Raw genomic sequence first — 19,284 nt, 5'->3', positions numbered from 1 at the left:
GTCTCTCTCCTTTTTTGTTACGCTCTGCCGAACGGAAAACCGCTTCACACTTTTCCTGGCATTGGCTCTATTTCTGGCAATCGGCACAATAGAACGTCGACCGCCCGCTCTGCACGATACGGCCGATCGTGCCCGCGCAGCCGGGTGTCCGGCAAGGCTCTCCCGCACGATCATAGGCGGAAAAGGAATGCTGGAAGTAGCCGAGCGAGCCGTCGGCGCGGATATGGTCGCGCAAGGTCGAGCCGCCGGCTTCGATAGCGTCGGCGATGACCTCGCGGATCGCGTCCGTCAGCGCCAGAAGCTCCGTCTTCGGCTTGCCCGCCGCCGTCACCAGCGTGCCGGCATGACGCTCCGGCGACAGATGCGACCGCCACAACGCCTCGCAGACATAGATGTTGCCGAGACCGGCTATGTTCTTCTGGTCGAGCAGCGCCGCCTTCAGCGGCGTCTGCCGGCCGCGAAACTTCGCGGCGATATAATCGGCATCGAGCGTGTTGCCGGTCGGTTCGGCGCCGAGATCACGGAAGAAGGCGTGGGCGGCGATGTCCTCGCGCTTGGCCAGATCCATGAAGCCGAAGCGGCGCGGGTCGTTATAGACGACGCGGCGTTCACCCTCCGGCGTCTCCAGATGGAAGACGACATGGTCGTGGCGCGTGTCCTTGCTGCGCGGCATATGAAACTCGCCGGGCGTCTCGACGGCCTCCGCCCCCTCCACCCGGAACGAGCCGGACATGCCGAGATGGGCGATGACGACATCGCCGCCCTCGAGATCGATCAGCAGATATTTGGCGCGCCGGCCAAGCGAGGTGACACGCCGTCCCTCCAGCTTTTCGGCGAAGGCGGGCGGAAAGGGAAAGCGCAGATCCGGACGGCGTAGCTCCGCCCGGCGGATTTTCGACCCTTCCATGACGGGGGCGAGGCCGCGCTTGACCGTTTCCACTTCCGGCAGTTCCGGCATGTTCGTCTCCTTGAACGGGCTTTAACCTTGGGCGCATTTGCCGCGCTCCGGCATTTCCCTCTCGGCAATCTATGTCCTATATACCCGGCGAAGCGTTCAGATAGCGCGGCCAAAGCCAAATCGCTATGGTCTAAGTGGCGATAGAGCTGCGACAGACCGGCCCATGGAGACGACGATGACGGAACAGCGCACATCCGCGGACGGCGGCATGGCAACCTCCTACGGCTTTCGCGAGGTTCGCGAAGGCGAAAAGCAGGCGCTGGTCAACGACGTCTTCCACAAGGTCGCCAAGCGCTACGATATCATGAACGACGTCATGTCCGCCGGCCTGCACCGGGCCTGGAAGGACGCGATGATCGCAAGCCTTAACCCGCGCAAAGACGCCTCCTACAAGACATTGGACGTTGCCGGTGGCACCGGCGACATCGCCTTCCGCATCATCGAAGCCTCCGACAGGCTGGCGCATTCCACCGTGCTCGACATCAACGGCTCGATGCTCGGCGTCGGCGCCGACCGGGCGGCGAAGAAGGGGCTCTCCGCCAATCTCGACTTCGTCGAGGCCAATGCCGAAGACCTGCCTTTCGAGGCAAACAGCTTCGACGCCTATACGATCGCCTTCGGCATCCGCAACGTGCCGCGCATTGATGTCGCGCTGTCGGAAGCCTATCGCGTGCTGAAGCGCGGCGGGCGCCTGCTGGTGCTGGAATTTTCCGAAGTGGAGATGCCGCTGCTCGACAAGGTCTATGACGCCTGGTCGTTCAACGCGATCCCGCAATTCGGCAAGATGATCACCGGCGACGCCGAACCCTACCAGTATCTCGTGGAATCGATCCGCAAGTTCCCCAACCAGCAAGACTTCGCCGCGATGATCCGCACCGCCGGTTTTTCGCGCGTGAACTATACCAACTACACGGGCGGCATCGCCGCGCTGCATTGGGGCTGGAAGCTCTGAGCATGGCCCGCCTCTCCTCCAGACAGTATCGCCCCGCATGAGTATGATCGGCGCCTATCTTCGCCTTGCCCGGGTGGGCTGGGTTCTCGTGCGCGAGGGCGTCGTCTCGGCGCTGCCGACTGAGGGCATGCCGCCGCTTGCCCGCACCGCGCATGCACTCGCCGGCCTTTTGGAGCGCCGCAAGGCGTCGCGCGAAGACCGCGGCGACCGGCTGGCCCGCGCCATCGAGCGCCTCGGCCCCTCCTATGTGAAGATGGGTCAGTTCCTGGCGACACGTCCCGACGTCGTCGGCGCCGAGATTGCGGTCGAGCTTTCCGCTTTGCAGGACCGTATGGCCACCTTCCCACGGGAAGCGGCCGTCGCCACCGTCGAGGGCTCGCTCGGCCGCACGCTCGACGATCTCTATGTGGATTTCGGCGATCCGGTCGCCGCCGCCTCCATCGCCCAGGTCCATCCTGCAACGGTGCGCGATGCCGATGGCGAGCGGAAGGTGGCGGTGAAGGTCATCCGCCCCGGCGTGCGCCAACGCTTCGCGCATGACCTCGAAGCCATGTATGCGGCCGCCCGCCTTCAGGAAAAGATCCTGCCCAACACGCGCCGGCTGAAACCCGTCGAGGTGACGCGCACGCTGGAACAGACGACCAAGATCGAGATGGATCTGCGCCTTGAGGCGGCAGCCCTATCCGAACTCGGCGAGAATACCAAGGACGATCCCGGCTTCCGCGTGCCAAAGGTCGACTGGGAGCGCACCGGCCGCGACGTCGTTACGATGGAGTGGATCGACGGCATCAAGATGTCGGATGTCGAGGGCCTGCGCGCCGCCGGCCACGACCTGAACGCGCTCGCCGACACGCTCATCCAGTCCTTCCTGCGCCACACGCTGCGCGACGGCTTCTTCCATGCCGACATGCACCAGGGCAACCTTTTCGTCGATCCTCAGGGCGTCGTCGTCGCGGTCGACATGGGCATTGTCGGGCGGCTCGGCAAGAAGGAGCGCCGCTTCCTCGCCGAAATCCTCTACGGCTTCATCACGCGCGATTACCAGCGCGTCGCCGACGTGCATTTCGAGGCTGGCTACGTGCCCTCGCACCACGATACCGCAAGCTTCGCCCAGGCGATCCGCGCCATCGGCGAGCCGATCCATGGCCAGCCGGCCGAAACGATCTCCATGGCCAAGCTCCTCACCCTGCTCTTCGAGGTGACGGAACTCTTCGACATGGAGACCCGCACCGAGCTCGTCATGCTGCAGAAGACCATGGTCGTCGTGGAAGGCGTGTCGCGCACGCTGAACCCCCGCTTCAACATGTGGAAGGCCTCCGAAGGCGTCGTCGGCGATTGGATCCGCGACAATCTCGGCCCGAAACGCCTGCTGACAGACCTGCGCGACGCCGCCCACGCCGCGCTGCGTCTCGCCGAAGCCGCCCCCGAGATCGCCGCCAAGACGGAAAAGCTCTCGCAGGACCTGACGTCGATGGCCGAAAAGGGTCTGCGTTTCGATGCGGACACCGCCGAGGCCATCGGCCGCTCGGAAGCCCGCCACGCCCGTTCGGGCCGCATCGCGCTCTGGGTCATTGCCGCAACGCTCGTCTATATCGCCTGGACGCTCGGCTGAGCTTGACCGGCACCGCCCCGGCGCTAGTCTTTCCGCCATGACCGACGAACCACTGAGCTTGACCGAACCGCGACCCTTTCTCGAACGGGCGCGCCGGCAGTTGCGCGGGCTTTATTTCGGGCGGGACCGGGAGGCCGTGCGGTTTCAGCTGGCGATGCTGTTCATCGATATCGCCGTGCTGGTTTTCTTCATCGCCGGGCCCTACCTGCGCACCGGCTCGGCCTATGTCATCGTCGACTATGCGATTGCAGCTGTCATCGCCTTTGAGCTTGCTGCGCGGGCGCTGATTGCGCCGAACCTGCGCTACTGGCTGCTTCGGCCGATGACCTGGGTGGACATCGTCATTCTCGGCACGCTGCTGTTTCCCAGCCATCTGCACAATTTCGCGTTCCTGCGCGTCCTGCGCATCTGGGCGATCAGCCAGAGCAAGCTGGTGACGGTGGTTTTGCGCCGCACCGGTTATGGCTATCTGGAAGACGTCATCCAGGCCTGCGTGAATTTTCTCGTCTTCCTCTTCCTCGTCACAGGCTTCGTCTATGCCAACTTCTTCTACGGCGCCGGTGGTTTTGAAGGTTTCGTCGATGCGCTCTACTTCTCCGTCGCGACGGTTACGACGACCGGTTTCGGCGACATAACGCTGCCCGGCACGCTTGGAAAGCTCACCTCGATCATCACGATGATCGTCGGCATCTCGCTTTTCGTGCGCCTCGCACAGGCCATCGTCCGGCCCTACAAGGTGACCTTCCCCTGCCCCGAATGTGGCCTGTCGCGCCACGATACCGATGCCGTGCACTGCAAGGCCTGCGGCCACGTGCTCAACATTCCCGACGAAGGCGCCTGAAGGCGTAAGCACCCCGTCTTGGCCCGTCGCGATGGCTTGCGGCAACGCGCGAAGGTGTTACTTTAGCAAGGCCGGAACAACCGGCGCAGTGCAGTGCAAGACCGTATTCTCCAGGGGCCAAAAGGGGAGCGTCCCATGCGCAAGATCATGTTTGTTTCCGCCATTGCCGCCTTGTCTTTCAGCAGCTTCGCCGCACCCGCCTTTGCCGGCAGGATGCCGGACGGATCAGGTCTCCAGACCGCCGGTGCCGTCGAGCTCGTCACCCACTACTACGGTCACAAACCGAAATGTTTCTGGAAGAAGATCAAGAAATACGACTATTACGGCAACCTCATCATCAAGAAGGTGAAGGTCTGCCATTAGGGCCTTTCCAGCCGAAGCGGCACCGCTTCGGCGACGGCTAAGACTTGGAAATGCCGCGGCAACGGGGTAGGACGGGATGACCGTCCTCTCCGGGGGCGGTCTTGCGCCTCTTGAGCCCGGGACCCGCCATGCCGCTTGCAGGAAAACGCATCCTTCTCGTCATCTCCGGCGGCATCGCCGCCTATAAAAGCCTCGACCTCATCCGCCGGCTGCGCGAACGCGGCGCGGAGGTGCGGCCCGTCATGACCGCGGGCGCGCAGCAATTCGTGACGCCGCTTGCCGTCGGCGCGCTGTCGTCGGGCCATGTCTATACGGAGCTGTTTTCCCGCGAGGACGAGCAGGATATCGGGCATATCCGGCTGGCGCGCGATTGCGACCTGATCGTCGTCGCGCCGGCCACCGCCGACCTGATGGCAAAGATGGCGAACGGCCTTGCCGACGACCTTGCCTCCACCGTGCTTCTGGCCACCGACCGCCCGGTGCTGGTCGCCCCGGCCATGAACCCGAAAATGTGGGCGCATACCGCAACCCGCCGCAATGTCGAGACGCTGCGCAAGGATGGCATCGCCTTCATCGGCCCCAATGCCGGCGAGATGGCGGAAAGCGGCGAAGCCGGATTCGGGCGCATGGCGGAGCCGCTGGAGATCGTCGCGGCGGTAGAGCGCCTGCTCGATGGCGGCGCAAAGCCGCTCGCCGGTCGCACGGCCGTGGTCACATCAGGCCCGACGCATGAGCCGATCGACCCCGTGCGCTACATCGCCAACCGCTCCTCCGGCCGGCAGGGCCATGCCATTGCTGCAGCCCTTGCCCGGCTTGGTGCGGACGTGACGCTCGTTTCCGGCCCGGTCACGATTCCCGATCCCAAGGGCGTGAAGGTTATCCATGTCGAGCAGGCAGCCGAGATGCTGGACGCCGTGCTGGTCAGCCTGCCCGCCGATATCGCCGTGATGGTCGCCGCCGTCGCCGACTGGCGCGTGGCCACGCCGAACAATGAAAAGATCAAGAAACAGCCGGGCGAAGGCCCGCCGCCGCTGATGCTTACGGAAAATCCCGATATCCTGAAGACCGTCGGCCACAGCGACAAGCGCCCGAAGGTCGTCGTCGGTTTTGCGGCCGAAACACAGGACGTCGAGAGCAACGGCCGTGTCAAGCTTCAGAAGAAGGGCGCGGACCTGATCGTCGCCAATGACGTCTCGCCGGAAACCGGCATCATGGGCGGCACGCGCAACAGCGTGAAGCTCATCACGGCCGAGGGCATCGAGGCCTGGCCTGAACTCTCCAAGGACGACGTGGCGGACGGCCTCGCCGGCTGGATTGCCGACCGGCTTATTTGACGAGGCTGATTCTGGCGTCCATGGCGCTGGCCGGGCGGCCGGCGGGCGAGAAGATGCGCACATCGACGCCGTTTTCGCCCAGCACGACGGCGCTGCCATCGGGGATTTCCACCCAGGCTTCCGTATCGTCGTTCAAGGGCTCGGAGACGAGACAGTAACCGCCCGTCTCGCCCATCGGCGCGGCATACAGCGTCGGGGCCTTGTAGTCCGTCGCATAGCGCACGGCATAGAGCTGCTTGCCATCGGTGAAGGCGGCGGTGAAGCGCACCAGCACGTGACGTTCCAGATGCGCCGCGAGACGCTCGACGAAGGCGATAGTCTCGGCCATGGCGCCGAGCGGATCGCGCGCCAGGCCGAATTGCAGCGCCAGCAGGAACAGAAGTTCGGAATCCGTCGAGCCGGTGCGGGCGTGATAGAGGTCGTTGTCGAGCATGGTTTCGAGCGGCCGGCGCAGATGCTCGAAATCGGCGATCTGGCCATTGTGCATGAAGGACCAGATGCCGTGCACGAAGGGATGGCAATTGTCGCGCCGCGTGCCGCCGCCGGTCGCCGCGCGCACATGGGCGAGGAACAGCGGCGAGCGGACCTGGCTTGCGATGCTGCGCAGGTTGCAGTCGGACCAGGCGGGCAGGATATCGCGGTAACGGCCGGGCTCCGGGCGTTCGCCATACCAGGCGATGCCGAAGCCGTCGCCATTGGTGGCCGTCTTGGCGCGGGTGGCGCAGTGGGATTGTTCGATCAGCGAGTGCGCAGGCGAGGACACCAGTTCCTCAAGGAAAAGCGGCTCTCCGCGATAGGCTGCCCAACGGCACATGACATTTCCCGCTTGTTTGGACCGGTGCGAACCGGTGTGAGATACGACGCATTAACCATGGCACTGCCCGGATTTTCAACGCAAATGGGTAAAATTGCGTTAACGAATGTAAACGCGGCGAAACCATGCGTGTCATTGTGATGGCAGGCGTCTCAAGCGGCAGTTTCCGGCGGAACAGGATTTTGTGAACAGTCCGTTCTGCGCCCGCCAGATTTCGTGAACGATGGGTGCGGCGTATAAAGGCTTCAACACCCCAAACGAAAGGACTTCCCCATGTCCATACGCCCCGTCAAACACGAAAGCATCGCCCGCCCCGCCATGGAAGGCGCCGGCGTGAAACTGCACCGCGTCTTCGGTTTCGGCGATCCGTCGATGACCGATCCCTTCCTGATGATGGACGATTTCCGCAACGACGATCCGCAGGATTACATCCGCGGCTTCCCCTGGCATCCGCATCGCGGCATCGAGACCATCACCTATGTCCTGGCCGGCTCCGTCGAACACGGCGACAGCCTCGGCAATCACGGCGTGATGGGTGCGGGCGACGTGCAGTGGATGACCGCCGGCAGCGGCATCCTGCACCAGGAAATGCCGCGCGGCGATTTCGTCGGCAAGATGCACGGCTTCCAGCTCTGGGCCAACCTGCCCTCGTCGCTGAAGATGACCGCGCCGCGCTACCAGGACATCAAATCCGGCGATATCCCCGTCGTCGTCGATGACGACGGCACGGTGGCCCGTGTCATCGCCGGCAGTTTCTGGGGCAAGACCGGCCCGGTCGACGGCATCGCCGCCGAGCCCGTCTATCTCGACATCTCCGTGCCGCCGGGCAAGACCAAGCGCCTGCCGGTCGATACCTACCGCTCGGCCTTCGCCTATATCTTCGCCGGTTCCGGCACGTTCCGCGATGCGTCGAAACCGTTCGGCGTGAAGGTGGAGAAGGAGTTCCAGGGCGAGGAGCTGAACATTCGCGACCTCTCTGGCAACCGCACGCTCGTCGTGTTCGACACCGGCGACGAGGTGACGGTGCAGGCCGGCGAAAAGGGCATCCGCTTCCTGCTCGTCTCGGGCAAGCCGATCCAGGAGCCCGTCGCCTGGCACGGCCCGATCGTAATGAACACACAGGTCGAGCTGGAACAGGCGATGCGCGAGCTGCGCAACGGCACCTTCATCAAGCCGGCGCATTGACGCCTGCTCGTGAAACCCTATCCTTCCGTCGTACCCACGGCGGAAGGACTGTTCATGCGCATCGACGGGCAATGCCATTGCGGCCTCGTGACCTACGAGGCCGAGATCGATCCCGGCGCGGTGCTGATCTGCCATTGCACGGATTGCCAGCGGCTGACTGGCTCGCCCTATCGCGTCACCGTGCGGGCAGCACGCGAGGCCGTGCGCCTGACCGGCAATTCGCCGAAAATCTACACCAAGATCGCCGGAAGCGGCCGCCCACGCATGCTGTCCTTCTGTCCCGAATGCGGCACACCGCTTTTCTCGACGGGAACGGGAGAGGCCGCGGCGACCTGGGGCATCCGCTGGGGCAGCATCAACCAGCGCGCCGACCTGAGACCGGCGCGGCAAATCTGGTGTTCCTCCGCCACCGACTGGTTCGGCGAAACGACCGCCCTTCCCGGCACGCCGCAGGAGTAGAGGCATGGCCGCCGGGCGCTTCCAGATTCTGCGCACGGCCATCGACGGCATCGAGGCCGTCGTCGCCGACAGCAGCCACACCTTCGCGCGCCACAGCCACGACACCTACGGCATCGGCCTGATCGAACGCGGCGCGCAGACCTCGGCGAGCGGACGCGGCCGGGTCGAGGCCGAGGCCGGCAACACCATCACGGTCAATCCCGGCGAAGTGCACGACGGTGTACCGATCGGCGATACGCCGCGCGCCTGGCGCATGCTGTATCTGCAGCCGAAGATCGTCGCGTCTGCCGCGGAGGATATTTTCGAGGGCCGGCCGCGCGACGAGTTTTATGCACCTGTTCTGGCGGACGGGCATGTGAGCGCTCTCGCCGCAGCAGCCCTTGCGGCCTTGCTGGATGCTCGGGCCGCGCCGCTTGGCCACGAGGAACGGCTGCTGCTGTTGCTGGCAGCCGTGCTGCGCGAACGGCCGGCAAAACGTTCCGGCATCGCAACATCGGGCGTCGCCCGTGCCCGTGAAAAACTCGACAGCATGCCCGATGCCGCCATCACCCTTGAAGACCTTGCGGAAGAAAGCGGGCTTGGCCGTTTCCGGCTGGTGCGTGACTTCGCCCGCGTGACCGGGCTGACACCGCACGCCTACCTGCTCCAGCGCCGCACCGAGCTTTCCCGTCGATTGATCGCGACGGGAAAGCCGCTCGCCGAAGCCGCGGCCGAAGCAGGCTTTGCCGACCAGAGCCATATGACGCGCAATTTCACCCGCCGCTACGGCTATACGCCCGGTGCCTACCACGCCGCCCTCGCCTAGCGACTTTTCGCAATTCCGGGCGCAAAACCGCTCCGCACTTTTGCTGGAATTGCTTGGCTGCAATTTCGTTCAAGACCATCCTGGCCGCTCCGGTGTTTCCTGCCCGCTCCTCAGCATGGGAACATCACATGACCACCGAATTCCTCATAACCTCGCTCGTTGTCATCCTGCTTCCGGGCACCGGCGTCATCTATACGCTGGCGCTCGGTATCAGCGGTGGTTTTCGCGCCGGCCTGCTTGCCGCCTTCGGCTGCACGCTCGGCATCATTCCGCATATCCTCGCCAGTGTCGTCGGGCTTGCCGCCGTGCTGCATGCCAGTGCGCTCGCCTTCGAGGTGCTGCGCTATGCCGGCGTCGCCTATCTGCTTTTCATCGCCTGGAGCCTCCTGAAGGATTCGCGTGCGCTCGATCTCGGGCCGGATCAGCCGGCAGAACGGGCGCCGCGCATCGTGCGGAAAGGCATCCTCACCAATATCTTCAACCCGAAACTCTCGCTGTTCTTCCTGGCCTTCCTGCCGCAATTCGTACCGGCACAGGCGCCTGACGTCACCGCGCGCATGCTCATCCTCGGCGTAGTCTTCATGGCGCTGACCTTCCTCGTCTTCGCGCTCTATGCAGCCCTTGCCGCAGGCCTGCGGCAGCAGGTGCTGAGCCGTCCGAAGATCATGGTCTGGACACAGCGCAGTTTTGCCGCCGCGCTCGGTCTGATGGGTCTGCGGCTGGCGCTCGCGGATCGCTAGAGCAATTCCAGCAAAAGTGCGAAGCGGTTTTGCGTCCGGAATTGCCTAGAAACAAAGAGCTAGAGCGTTTTCGCGTTTCGAAGAAAAGCGGAAATACTCTAGTTCCAGAGCGCATGAAAATGGTGCAGCGGGCCGTGGCCGGAGCCGACGGCCAGCGCATCCGAGCCGCGCACGGCGCCGGCAATGTAGCTTTTTGCCGCCGCCACGGCATCCGGCAGCGTCTTGCCCTTGCCGAGTTCGGCCGCAATGGCGCTCGATAGCGAGCAGCCGGTGCCATGGGTGTTGCGCGTAAGGACGCGCACGCCCTCGAACCAGCGCAGGCGATCGCGCGTCGCCAGGACATCCGGGCTCTGGTTGCCGGGCAGGTGCCCACCCTTCAGCAGCACCGCCTTGGGGCCAAGCGCCAGCAGGCGGTTCGCCTGATCCGCCATCGTCTCCCGGTCCGTTGCCTCCGCCTCGCCGAGCAGAGCGGCCGCCTCCGGCAGGTTGGGCGTGAGCACCGTGGCGAGCGGCAGCAGGCGGCGCATCAGGGCATCGACGGCCTCGCGCGCCAGAAGCGAGGCGCCACCCTTGGCCACCATGACGGGATCGAGCACGAGCGGCGTGCTGCGATGGCTGGCGAGCGCATGGGCCACCGCCTCGACAATATCGGCCGAGGCGATCATGCCGATCTTCACCGCATGGACCCGCACATCGGCGAAGACATCCCGGATCTGCGCCGCGACGAAATCCGCCGGCACGAGATGCACGCCGGACACGCCTTGTGTGTTCTGCGCCGTCAGCGCCGTCAGCACGGCCATGCCATAGGTGCCGCGCGCCGCGAAGGTCTTGAGATCGGCCTGGATGCCGGCGCCGCCCGACGGGTCGGACCCTGCGATGGAAAGGATGTTTGCGATGGTCGTCTCGGCCATTAAGCCTCCTTGCGACGGAGGTGGCCGTGGGACGCGCAGCGATACGGCGCCCGTTCGACTCCCTCCGCCGGCATGATCCGGTTCAGGTTCAAAGGGTGCTTCTCAGCCCGCCTTGCGGCGGACGCCCCTGTCCAGGCGCTACGTTTCGCAAATGAAAAGCCGCCTGTCATCTTGAAAGTGACAGGCGGCAAAATGGCAGGCGTGCGTTACGCCTTGGTGACGTGATATTCCTTGATGGCGACCATCTTGATCGCGGGATAGCGCTCCGCCTCGTAGCGCAGAGAGAAGCTGTCCTGCGCCAAAAACACCGGATCGCCGTCAAGGTCGCGGGCGATATCGCCGCGGCGCTGGGTAACGAATTTGTCGAGTTCCGCCGCATTCTCGGAGGAAACCCAGCGGCAGACGGAGAAGCGCGACATCTCGAAGGAAACCGGCAGACCGTATTCCCCCTGAAGCCGTTCCTTCAACACGTCGAGCTGCAGCGCACCGACCACGCCGACGATGGCCGGCGAGCCGTCTTCCGGTGAGAATAGCTGCACGACGCCCTCTTCCGCCATCTGCTGCAGGGCTTCCTTCAGCTTCTTGGCCTTCATCGCGTCTTCCAGCCGCACGCGGCGCAGAATTTCCGGCGCGAAGTTCGGCACGCCCTCGAAGACCAGCGCTTCGCCTTCCGTCAGCGTATCGCCGATGCGCAGCGTGCCGTGGTTCGGGATGCCCACCACGTCGCCGGCATAGGCCGTGTCGGCCAGCTGGCGCTGCGAGGCGAAGAAGAACTGCGGCGCCGAGAGACCTATGGTCTTGCCGGTGCGGGCAAGGCGCACCTTCATGCCGCGCTCCAGCATACCGGAGCAGACGCGGGCAAACGCGATGCGGTCGCGGTGGTTCGGGTCCATATTGGCCTGGATCTTGAAGACGAAGGCCGTCATCTTGTCTTCGGCGGCATGGACCTTGCGCACATCGGCAATCTGGTCACGCGGCGGCGGCGCGAAGGCGCCGAGCGCGTTGATGAGATCGCGCACACCGAAATTGCGCAATGCCGAACCGAAGAAGACCGGCGTCATATGGCCTTCGAGGAAGGCTTCGCGGTCGAATGGGCGGCAGGCCTCGCGGGCCAGCTCCAGCTCCTCGGTGAAGGCTTCGCGCTCGTTTTCCGGCAGGTTTTTGGCGACTTCGGCGATATCGTCCATTTTCGTCGGCTGCACCTGCGTATCCGAGCCGCGATAGGTGCGATCGGCAAGGTGATAGGAGCCGCAGAAGGACTTGGAGCGGCCGACGGGCCAGGTGACCGGCGCGGTATCGAGTGCCAGCTTCTCTTCCACCTCGTCGAGGATTTCGAAGGGGTCGCGGCTTTCGCGGTCCATCTTGTTGACGAAGGTGATGATCGGGATATCGCGCAGGCGGCAGACTTCGAAGAGTTTCAGCGTGCGCGGCTCGATACCCTTGGCGGCATCGATGACCATGATGGCCGCGTCAACGGCCGTCAGCGTGCGGTAGGTATCGTCGGCGAAGTCCTCGTGGCCGGGCGTATCGAGAATGTTGAAGACGTTGCCGTCATATTCGAAGGTCATGACCGAGGTCACGACGGAGATGCCGCGCTCGCGCTCGATCTTCATCCAGTCCGACCGGGTCTGGATGCGGTCCTTCTTCGCCTTCACTTCGCCGGCGAGCTGGATGGCGCCGCCGAACAGCAGCAGCTTTTCGGTGAGCGTGGTTTTACCGGCGTCCGGGTGCGCGATGATCGCGAAGGTGCGGCGGCGGGAGACCGCCTCGGCGAGGGTTTCAGCCATTTTTCTGCAATATCCTGTGAGTTGCCGGCGTCTTTACAGGCTCCGCCTCGAAGATGCAATTGACGCGCTGCCGCCACGGCCGGCTTATGGCCGCATGACCGCACACGCTCCCGCCCAGCTCTCCCTCATCCGCCTGCCGCATGGCGCGGGGATCGAGCTTCCCGCCTATGAGACGCCGGGCGCCGCCGGCATGGACCTGCGCGCCGCGGTGGAAGCCGATGCACCGCTGACGCTCGCGCCGGGCAAGCGCACGCTGGTACCGACCGGCTTCGTCTTCGAAGTGCCCTTCGGCTACGAGGCGCAGATCCGTCCGCGCTCCGGCCTCGCCTTCAAGAACGGCATCACCTGCCTCAACACCCCCGGCACCATCGACAGCGATTATCGCGGCGAGGTGAAGGTGCTGCTCGTCAATCTCGGCGAAGAGCCGTTCACCATCGAGCGCGGCATGCGCATCGCCCAGATGGTAATCGCCCCCGTAACGCAGATCGCCGTTCACGAGGTAACGGAAGCCAGCGAGACCGCACGCGGCGCCGGCGGCTTCGGCTCGACCGGCGTGCGCTGAGACGATGACGGGCCATCCTGCGCTCGTTTTCCGCGCGAACTATTTCGGCGATCCGGCGGCTTCGCTGGCGCTTGCCGGCCTGCTCGACGACACGTTCGGCATCGATGTGACGATCCTCGACCGGCTTGGCGGGCCGGACCCGACCGGCGTGCCCTTCGCCTGGTTCGACGCATCCGGCACCTGCATCGCCAATATCAGTGCCTTCTCGATGCCGCTGGTCATCAACGGCAATTTCACGCGCGCCGCGGCGCTGCAATCGGGAGCGGTGCGGCCGGATTTTCGCGGGCGCGGCCTGTTCCGCTCCGTCATGGAGGCAGCCCTCGACTATTGCGACAGCGAGGGTTTTGAAGCCGTGGCGCTGCTGACCGACAAGCCCACCCTCTACGAGCGTTACGGTTTCCGAACGCTGGCGCAGCATCGTTTTGCAGGCCCGGCACCGACAGGCGGTCGGGCTGGCGCAACGCGGCAGCTCGATATGGCCAACGATGCGGACGTGACGTTGCTTCGCCGACTCTTGAATGGTCGTCGCCCGGTTTCCGATCGTTTTGCACCGCTGCGGCAGGTCGAGATGTTTCTGTTCAACGCCGCGCTGATGCCGGATCTCCGGCTCGACGTCATGGAAGAGGACGGCGCCGTCATTGCCTGGCAACAGGGCGAAGACGGCACCTTCGAGCTGTTCGACGTGGCCGGTGCGCAAATCCCTGCCCTCGCCGATATCCTCGCAAGCCTGCGGCTCACGCCGTCAAAAATCCACGTGCATTTTGCGCCCGATCATCTGAACTGGAACGGCGAGGCCATTGCCGACGAGGGCGACGTGGTGCTCATGCTGCGCGGAGCGGAGGACCTGCTGCCGCAAAAGCCCTTCGCGCTGCCGCCGATGGCAGAATTCTGATCAGCGTCCAGCATCCGTCGCCATGCGCAGCGCGAGCCCGGCCAGCATCGTGCCCATCAGCCAGCGCTGCACGAGCGCCCAGCGCGGGCGGGTGGCGAGAAGGGCGGCCACGGAGCCCGCGGACACGGCGATCAGCCCGTTGATGCTGACGGCAATGACGATCTGCGTGCCGCCCAGCACCAGCGCCTGCAGGAAAACATGGCCCCTTGCAGGGTCGATGAACTGCGGCAGCAGCGAGAGATAGAGCACGGCAACCTTGGGGTTCAGCAGATTGGTGACAAGCCCCATGAGGAAGAGTTTGCGGTTGCCGTCGCGCGGCAGGGTCTTCACCGCAAAGGGCGAACGCCCGCCGGGACGCAGCGCCTGCCAGGCCAGCCAGGCGAGATAGAGCGCGCCCGCAAAACGCAACGCATCATAGGCATAGGGCACCGCCATCAAAAGCGCGGTGATGCCGAGGGCTGCGGCAAACAGATAGAACACGAAACCGAGCGCCACGCCGCCGAGCGAGATGAGCCCGGCCGCCGGTCCCTGGCAGATCGAGCGGGAGACGAGATAGAGCATGTTCGGCCCCGGCGTCAGCACCATGCCGAGCGCAATGAGGGCGAAAGCGGCAAGGCTGGTCAATTCGGGCACGGATCATCTCCCCTGGATGGACGAAAGAGGAGTATTCCTCGCGCCCTGCCGCCGCAAGGATCGCACTTGTCCCGGTGACAAGAGTACCCGCTGTCCGCTGCGAGGCCGGCCATTGCCGGAAAACACCGCCGGGCGTAAAAGGGATGCACCCAAGGAGTTTCCCCATGACCCTCGCCGTCCTCATCGCCTATAGCGGTGCCTTGTTCATTGCCGCCATCATTCCCGGTCCCGGGATCACGGCGATCGTCGCCCGTGCGCTCGGTTCCGGGTTCCGGCCGACCTTTTTCATGGGGCTCGGGCTCATCCTCGGCGACATGGTCTATCTGACGGCAGTCATCCTCGGCCTTGCCTTCATCGCCCAGACCTTCACCACGGCCTTCATGCTGATCAAGATCGCCGGGGCGCTCTATCTCGGCTACATCGCCTGGAAACTCTGGACGGGTGGGCTGCTGCCGCAGAACATCGAGGAGCAGCGCTCCACCAGCATGACCATGTCCTTCCTGTCGGGCCTGTTCGTGACGCTCGGCAATCCCAAGACCATGCTGTTCTATGTCGCGCTCGTGCCAACGCTGGTCGATCTCGAGGCGATCGGCCTCAAGGATTATGGCGTGCTGCTGGCCGCCACCTTCATCGTGCTGCTCATCGTGGTCGTGCCCTATATCGCGCTCGCCGCGCGCGCCCGGGTCCTGCTCAGGCAGCCGAAAGCCTTGCAGCGGCTGAACCGCGTCGCGGCCGGCATTCTGGCGGGAACCGCAGCCTATATCGCCACCCGCGCGGCATGACGGATTGCCAGGTTTTTCGCCACCGACAACCCGATTATTCCGTTTGAAACCGTTTTACCGCGAAATCCGGACTCGTCTCCCGCCGCGTTCCCTCCTATCTTCTCTGCGATAATAACGAGGAGACCCCGATGAGCGAACCCCGCAAGCCCGGCCGCGGCCGTATCTACGCCTCCATCACCGAGACCATCGGCGACACGCCGATCGTGCGTCTCGACAAGTTTGCCAAGGAAAAGGGCGTCGTCGCCAACCTTCTGGCCAAGCTCGAATTCTTCAATCCGATCGCCTCGGTGAAGGACCGCATCGGGGTGGCGATGATCGAGGCGCTGGAGGCCCAGGGCAAGATCACGCCCGGCAAATCGACGCTGGTCGAGCCGACCTCGGGCAATACCGGCATCGCGCTCGCCTTCGCCGCCGCCGCCAAGGGCTATCGCCTCATCCTGACCATGCCGGAGACCATGTCGATCGAGCGGCGCAAGATGCTCGCCCTGCTCGGCGCCGAGCTGGTGCTGACCGAGGGGCCGAAGGGCATGAAAGGCGCCATCGCCATGGCCGAGGAACTGGCCAGCACCATTCCCGGCGCCGTCATTCCCCAGCAGTTCGAAAACCCGGCCAATCCCGAGATCCATCGCAAGACCACGGCCGAGGAGATCTGGAACGACACCGACGGTGCGGTCGACATCCTCGTTTCCGGCATCGGCACGGGCGGCACCATCACCGGCGTCGGCCAGGTGCTGAAGGCGCGCAAACCCGGTTTCCAGGTCGTGGCGGTGGAACCCGCCGACAGCCCGGTTCTGTCGGGCGGCAATCCCGGCCCGCACAAGATCCAGGGCATCGGCGCCGGCTTTGCACCCGCCATCCTCGACAAGGACGTCTATGACGAGGTCGTGACCGTTAGCAATGACGAGGCCTTCGCCAATGCCCGCCTCGTCGCACGGCTCGAAGGCGTACCGGTCGGCATTTCCTCCGGTGCTGCCCTCACCGCCGCCGCGAAGGTCGGCAGCCGCCCGGAAAACGCCGGCAAGACCATCGTCGTCATCATCCCCTCCTTTGCCGAGCGCTATCTCTCGACCGCGCTCTTCGAAGGACTCGCAAGCTGAGACGTGACCGCCGCATGGCCCGGCCATGCGGCATCTCCCCACCGGACCGGCTCTCCCTCGCGCCATGCTCCACCACCTCTCCCTCGGCGCTCGCGCCATCGACCGTGCAGCCGCCTTCTACGATGCCGCGCTCGCACCGCTCGGCTATACACGCGTCTGGTCCGACCTCCGCCCCGGCGAAACGGGTCAGGCCATCGGTTACGGGCCGCCCGGCGGCGGTGACAAGCTCGCCATCAAGGCCCATGACGATGCCCGTGCACCCGGCCCTGGCTTCCACATCGCGTTTGCCGCGCCGAACCGTGCGGCCGTCGATGCCTTCCACGCGGCAGCAATCGCCGCCGGCGGCGTCGATAACGGCCCACCCGGCCTTCGCCTGAATTACGGCCAGCATTATTATGCGGCCTTCGTCATCGATCCGGACGGGCACCATATCGAGGCGGTCTTCAAAGGACCGGCGTGATGCTGGAGGCAGCGGACCGGCGGGCACCTTCACCAAACAGATAACCGTGCGGTACCGCTGAATCGGCGGAATAGGTCTCTCGAAGACGCGAGGCGGTACGCTTAAACAGAGCACGAGCTGCATGCGCCAGACCGGCCCAACAGTCCAGCCATGGCGGCCCGCAAAGGACGCCTCTCGCCGCCCGGGGATCACACACTCAAAAACACGCCGCGTTTCGGCGCGCGCGACAGCCGTGGCTTCCGGCATGGTTCGATTGGTCTGCAAGCCTCAAGGGACCACCGGCCGGCCCCCGCGCCCGCCTTGTCGCGGCCGCGCCGATCAATCAGGTGGTGACGAGGCGCTCGCCGGCGATCCGGTAGGAAATCGCTTCCGCGAGGTGGATGCGACCGACGATAGAGGTTTCGTCGAGATCGGCAAGGGTGCGGGCGACCTTGAGGACGCGGTGATAGCCGCGGGCGGAAAAGCGCATCTTCTCCGCAGCGTCGCGCAGCAACTGGAGACCGGCGGGGTCGGGTTCGGCGACTTTCTCCACGAGGGCGGTCGAGGCCCGCGCATTGCTGGTCACCGAAGCCATGCCGAGGCGGGCGAAGCGATCGGCCTGCAGGGCGCGCGCTTGGGCGACACGCTTTGCCACCACGGCACTCGGTTCTCCGGCCATCGGGCGGATAAGGTCCGTCGCGGAGACGGCGGGCACGTCGATGCGGATATCGATGCGATCCATCAGCGGACCGGAGACGCGGGCCTGGTAGTCGCTCATGCAGCGGGGACCGCGCGCGCAGCTGCGGCCGGGCTCACCCGCCATGCCACAGCGGCACGGATTCATGGCCGCGACGAGCTGGACGGCGGCGGGATAGCTGACACGATGGTTGGCGCGCGCAATGATGCACTCGCCGGTTTCGAGCGGTTGGCGCAGCGCGTCGAGCGCCTGTGGTGTGAATTCGGGCAATTCATCGAGGAAGAGCACGCCGTTATGGGCGAGCGACACTTCGCCGGGCCGCGCCCGCGGCCCACCGCCCACCAGGGCTGCCATGGTGGCGGAATGGTGCGGCGTGCGGAACGGGCGGCGATCCGAAAGGCGCCCGCCGGAAAGCTGGCCGGCAATGGAATGGATCATCGACACTTCCAGCAGTTCGGCCGGAGCGAGCGGCGGCAGGATGGCCGCCAGACGCGCGGCGAGCATGGACTTTCCCGAGCCGGGCGGGCCGACCATCAGGAGATTGTGGCTGCCCGCGGCTGCCACTTCCAGCGCGCGCTTGGCGCTCTCCTGTCCACGGATATCCGCGAGATCGGGCAGGTCTCCCGGCGTTGCGCGGATCGCCGGCACCGGGCGACCCAAGGCTTGTGTCCCTTTGAAATGGTTGGCGAGTGCGATCAGGCTGCGCGGAGCAAGGATTTCGAGCCCACCGCCGGCCCAAGCCGCTTCCGCGCCATTTTCCGCCGGGCAAATGAGGCCCTTGCCGAGCGCATTGGCGCCCATGGCGGCGGGAAGCGCACCGGCGACGGCAGCGATCGTGCCGTCGAGATTGAGCTCGCCGATGACGAGGAAATCCTCCAGCGCATCCGCCGGCACGGCACCGAGCGCCATCATCAGGCCGAGCGCGATGGCGAGATCGTAGTGGCTGCCTTCCTTGGGCAGGTCTGCCGGTGCGAGATTGACTGTCACGCGCTTGGGCGGCAGCGAAAGGCCGGAGGCGTGAAGAGCGGCCTGCACCCGCTCGCGGCTTTCCGCTACGGCCTTGTCGGCCAGACCGACGATCTGCATGCCCATCTTGCCGGGCGCCACCATGACCTGCACATCGACAGGCACGCCCTCGATGCCTTGAAACGCAATCGTACCAACGCGTGCCACCATGATCGCCCCGCCTGTCCTGCGGCGACGCGCTCAAAGCACGATGATGCCGCAACACTTTTATGCCGAAAACAGTCCGCTCACCCGCCCTTGGGTTGCAGCTGCAAATCTGGCATGAAACATGGAATGAAACAAGAACAATTATAGAACTCGCCGCACGATTTTCCGCGCGCCGGTTGCATCGGGTTGTATTTGCGGAACGAAGCCGGGACGTTCGCGAACGGAACGCCCCGGCAAGGCCGGAAACG

Annotated in this window: 20 protein-coding genes and 1 riboswitch; of the genes, 14 read left to right on the top strand and 6 right to left on the bottom strand. The window is 65.0% G+C overall.

What is annotated here, in order from left to right:
• Positions 1-67 precede the first annotated feature (67 nt).
• Positions 68-958, bottom strand: coding sequence for a bifunctional DNA-formamidopyrimidine glycosylase/DNA-(apurinic or apyrimidinic site) lyase (gene mutM, locus ACOZK4_RS12740; RefSeq protein ID WP_313532123.1), 891 nt, complete (start codon positions 956-958; stop codon positions 68-70).
• Positions 959-1,133: 175 nt separating this feature from the next.
• On the opposite strand from mutM, the gene ubiE reads away from it, so the two are divergent.
• From ubiE to coaBC, 5 genes are all read left to right on the top strand, one after another.
• Complete coding sequence (gene ubiE, locus ACOZK4_RS12735) at positions 1,134-1,910, top strand: bifunctional demethylmenaquinone methyltransferase/2-methoxy-6-polyprenyl-1,4-benzoquinol methylase UbiE (protein WP_421592193.1); 777 nt, start codon at positions 1,134-1,136, stop codon at positions 1,908-1,910.
• A 37-nt stretch (positions 1,911-1,947) separates the two neighbouring features.
• Complete coding sequence (gene ubiB / locus ACOZK4_RS12730) at positions 1,948-3,522, top strand: 2-polyprenylphenol 6-hydroxylase (RefSeq protein ID WP_421592192.1); 1,575 nt, start codon at positions 1,948-1,950, stop codon at positions 3,520-3,522.
• A gap of 37 nt (positions 3,523-3,559) precedes the next feature.
• On the top strand, positions 3,560-4,363 hold the full coding sequence (locus ACOZK4_RS12725) for a potassium channel family protein (protein WP_421592191.1): 804 nt from the start codon (positions 3,560-3,562) through the stop codon (positions 4,361-4,363).
• Positions 4,364-4,498: 135 nt separating this feature from the next.
• The gene (locus ACOZK4_RS12720) at positions 4,499-4,726 is read left to right on the top strand and encodes a hypothetical protein (protein WP_421592190.1); all 228 of its coding nucleotides are present in this window, start codon (positions 4,499-4,501) and stop codon (positions 4,724-4,726) included.
• A 128-nt stretch (positions 4,727-4,854) separates the two neighbouring features.
• A complete protein-coding gene (gene coaBC / locus ACOZK4_RS12715) occupies positions 4,855-6,060 on the top strand; it encodes a bifunctional phosphopantothenoylcysteine decarboxylase/phosphopantothenate--cysteine ligase CoaBC (RefSeq protein ID WP_421592189.1) in 1,206 nt (401 codons plus the stop codon).
• On the opposite strand, the gene ACOZK4_RS12710 is transcribed toward coaBC, so the two are convergent.
• Entirely contained in the window at positions 6,053-6,874 is an 822-nt protein-coding gene (locus ACOZK4_RS12710; RefSeq protein WP_421592188.1) for a class II glutamine amidotransferase, read from the bottom strand. The two genes, coaBC and ACOZK4_RS12710, sit on opposite strands and share 8 nt — an antisense overlap.
• A 273-nt stretch (positions 6,875-7,147) precedes the next feature.
• Here ACOZK4_RS12710 and ACOZK4_RS12705 point away from each other — a divergent pair, with 273 nt between their 5' ends.
• From ACOZK4_RS12705 to ACOZK4_RS12690, 4 genes are all read left to right on the top strand, one after another.
• Complete coding sequence (locus tag ACOZK4_RS12705; protein WP_421592187.1) at positions 7,148-8,059, top strand: pirin family protein; 912 nt, start codon at positions 7,148-7,150, stop codon at positions 8,057-8,059.
• Positions 8,060-8,113: 54 nt separating this feature from the next.
• Positions 8,114-8,518, top strand: coding sequence for a GFA family protein (locus ACOZK4_RS12700; RefSeq protein WP_421592254.1), 405 nt, complete (start codon positions 8,114-8,116; stop codon positions 8,516-8,518).
• A gap of 4 nt (positions 8,519-8,522) precedes the next feature.
• Positions 8,523-9,323: an AraC family transcriptional regulator gene (locus ACOZK4_RS12695; RefSeq protein WP_421592186.1), complete on the top strand. Its 801-nt coding sequence runs from the start codon at positions 8,523-8,525 to the stop codon at positions 9,321-9,323.
• 128 nt (positions 9,324-9,451) lie between these two features.
• On the top strand, positions 9,452-10,063 hold the full coding sequence (locus tag ACOZK4_RS12690; RefSeq protein ID WP_421592185.1) for a LysE family translocator: 612 nt from the start codon (positions 9,452-9,454) through the stop codon (positions 10,061-10,063).
• Positions 10,064-10,161: 98 nt separating this feature from the next.
• Here ACOZK4_RS12690 and thiD read toward each other — a convergent pair whose 3' ends face one another.
• A complete protein-coding gene (gene thiD / locus ACOZK4_RS12685; protein ID WP_421592184.1) occupies positions 10,162-10,974 on the bottom strand; it encodes a bifunctional hydroxymethylpyrimidine kinase/phosphomethylpyrimidine kinase in 813 nt (270 codons plus the stop codon).
• A gap of 42 nt (positions 10,975-11,016) precedes the next feature.
• A riboswitch (TPP riboswitch) is annotated at positions 11,017-11,113 on the bottom strand.
• A gap of 67 nt (positions 11,114-11,180) precedes the next feature.
• The gene (locus tag ACOZK4_RS12680) at positions 11,181-12,761 is read right to left on the bottom strand and encodes a peptide chain release factor 3 (RefSeq protein ID WP_421592183.1); all 1,581 of its coding nucleotides are present in this window, start codon (positions 12,759-12,761) and stop codon (positions 11,181-11,183) included.
• Positions 12,762-12,855: 94 nt separating this feature from the next.
• Between ACOZK4_RS12680 and dut the strand changes: the two genes are divergently transcribed.
• Complete coding sequence (gene dut, locus ACOZK4_RS12675) at positions 12,856-13,323, top strand: dUTP diphosphatase (RefSeq protein ID WP_421592182.1); 468 nt, start codon at positions 12,856-12,858, stop codon at positions 13,321-13,323.
• Between the two features lie 4 nt (positions 13,324-13,327).
• Positions 13,328-14,215, top strand: coding sequence for a GNAT family N-acetyltransferase (locus tag ACOZK4_RS12670; RefSeq protein WP_421592181.1), 888 nt, complete (start codon positions 13,328-13,330; stop codon positions 14,213-14,215).
• Here the strand turns inward: ACOZK4_RS12670 and ACOZK4_RS12665 are convergent, their stop codons facing one another.
• Positions 14,216-14,848, bottom strand: a complete 633-nt coding sequence (locus ACOZK4_RS12665) for a LysE family translocator (RefSeq protein ID WP_421592180.1) — start codon at positions 14,846-14,848, stop codon at positions 14,216-14,218.
• 164 nt (positions 14,849-15,012) lie between these two features.
• Between ACOZK4_RS12665 and ACOZK4_RS12660 the strand changes: the two genes are divergently transcribed.
• The 3 genes from ACOZK4_RS12660 (at position 15,013) to ACOZK4_RS12650 (ending at position 17,187) form a co-directional block, all read left to right on the top strand.
• Entirely contained in the window at positions 15,013-15,630 is a 618-nt protein-coding gene (locus tag ACOZK4_RS12660; protein WP_421592179.1) for a LysE family translocator, read from the top strand.
• A 128-nt stretch (positions 15,631-15,758) separates the two neighbouring features.
• Entirely contained in the window at positions 15,759-16,727 is a 969-nt protein-coding gene (gene cysK / locus ACOZK4_RS12655; RefSeq protein ID WP_421592178.1) for a cysteine synthase A, read from the top strand.
• Positions 16,728-16,791: 64 nt separating this feature from the next.
• Positions 16,792-17,187 carry a VOC family protein gene (locus ACOZK4_RS12650; protein ID WP_421592177.1) on the top strand — a complete coding sequence of 132 codons (396 nt, stop codon included), beginning with the start codon at positions 16,792-16,794 and terminating at the stop codon, positions 17,185-17,187.
• Positions 17,188-17,509: 322 nt separating this feature from the next.
• On the opposite strand, the gene ACOZK4_RS12645 is transcribed toward ACOZK4_RS12650, so the two are convergent.
• A complete protein-coding gene (locus ACOZK4_RS12645; RefSeq protein ID WP_421592176.1) occupies positions 17,510-19,039 on the bottom strand; it encodes a YifB family Mg chelatase-like AAA ATPase in 1,530 nt (509 codons plus the stop codon).
• Between the last annotated feature and the right edge of the window lie 245 nt (positions 19,040-19,284).

The sequence above is a fragment of the Shinella sp. M27 genome, from assembly GCF_049199905.1.
Taxonomy (GTDB): domain Bacteria; phylum Pseudomonadota; class Alphaproteobacteria; order Rhizobiales; family Rhizobiaceae; genus Shinella.
Note: the sequence above shows the minus strand (reverse complement) of the source record. Positions and strands in the feature narration are given on the sequence as shown.

What these genes read in the sequence shown, in the direction of transcription:
- mutM (WP_313532123.1), bottom strand. Translation starts at nt 958, where the DNA reads ATGCCGGAACTGCCGGAAGTGGAAACGGTCAAGCGCGGCCTCGCCCCC.
- ubiE (WP_421592193.1), top strand. Translation starts at nt 1,134, where the DNA reads ATGACGGAACAGCGCACATCCGCGGACGGCGGCATGGCAACCTCCTAC.
- ubiB (WP_421592192.1), top strand. Translation starts at nt 1,948, where the DNA reads ATGAGTATGATCGGCGCCTATCTTCGCCTTGCCCGGGTGGGCTGGGTT.
- ACOZK4_RS12725 (WP_421592191.1), top strand. Translation starts at nt 3,560, where the DNA reads ATGACCGACGAACCACTGAGCTTGACCGAACCGCGACCCTTTCTCGAA.
- ACOZK4_RS12720 (WP_421592190.1), top strand. Translation starts at nt 4,499, where the DNA reads ATGCGCAAGATCATGTTTGTTTCCGCCATTGCCGCCTTGTCTTTCAGC.
- coaBC (WP_421592189.1), top strand. Translation starts at nt 4,855, where the DNA reads ATGCCGCTTGCAGGAAAACGCATCCTTCTCGTCATCTCCGGCGGCATC.
- ACOZK4_RS12710 (WP_421592188.1), bottom strand. Translation starts at nt 6,874, where the DNA reads ATGTGCCGTTGGGCAGCCTATCGCGGAGAGCCGCTTTTCCTTGAGGAA.
- ACOZK4_RS12705 (WP_421592187.1), top strand. Translation starts at nt 7,148, where the DNA reads ATGTCCATACGCCCCGTCAAACACGAAAGCATCGCCCGCCCCGCCATG.
- ACOZK4_RS12700 (WP_421592254.1), top strand. Translation starts at nt 8,114, where the DNA reads ATGCGCATCGACGGGCAATGCCATTGCGGCCTCGTGACCTACGAGGCC.
- ACOZK4_RS12695 (WP_421592186.1), top strand. Translation starts at nt 8,523, where the DNA reads ATGGCCGCCGGGCGCTTCCAGATTCTGCGCACGGCCATCGACGGCATC.
- ACOZK4_RS12690 (WP_421592185.1), top strand. Translation starts at nt 9,452, where the DNA reads ATGACCACCGAATTCCTCATAACCTCGCTCGTTGTCATCCTGCTTCCG.
- thiD (WP_421592184.1), bottom strand. Translation starts at nt 10,974, where the DNA reads ATGGCCGAGACGACCATCGCAAACATCCTTTCCATCGCAGGGTCCGAC.
- ACOZK4_RS12680 (WP_421592183.1), bottom strand. Translation starts at nt 12,761, where the DNA reads ATGGCTGAAACCCTCGCCGAGGCGGTCTCCCGCCGCCGCACCTTCGCG.
- dut (WP_421592182.1), top strand. Translation starts at nt 12,856, where the DNA reads ATGACCGCACACGCTCCCGCCCAGCTCTCCCTCATCCGCCTGCCGCAT.
- ACOZK4_RS12670 (WP_421592181.1), top strand. Translation starts at nt 13,328, where the DNA reads ATGACGGGCCATCCTGCGCTCGTTTTCCGCGCGAACTATTTCGGCGAT.
- ACOZK4_RS12660 (WP_421592179.1), top strand. Translation starts at nt 15,013, where the DNA reads ATGACCCTCGCCGTCCTCATCGCCTATAGCGGTGCCTTGTTCATTGCC.
- cysK (WP_421592178.1), top strand. Translation starts at nt 15,759, where the DNA reads ATGAGCGAACCCCGCAAGCCCGGCCGCGGCCGTATCTACGCCTCCATC.
- ACOZK4_RS12650 (WP_421592177.1), top strand. Translation starts at nt 16,792, where the DNA reads ATGCTCCACCACCTCTCCCTCGGCGCTCGCGCCATCGACCGTGCAGCC.
- ACOZK4_RS12645 (WP_421592176.1), bottom strand. Translation starts at nt 19,039, where the DNA reads ATGGTGGCACGCGTTGGTACGATTGCGTTTCAAGGCATCGAGGGCGTG.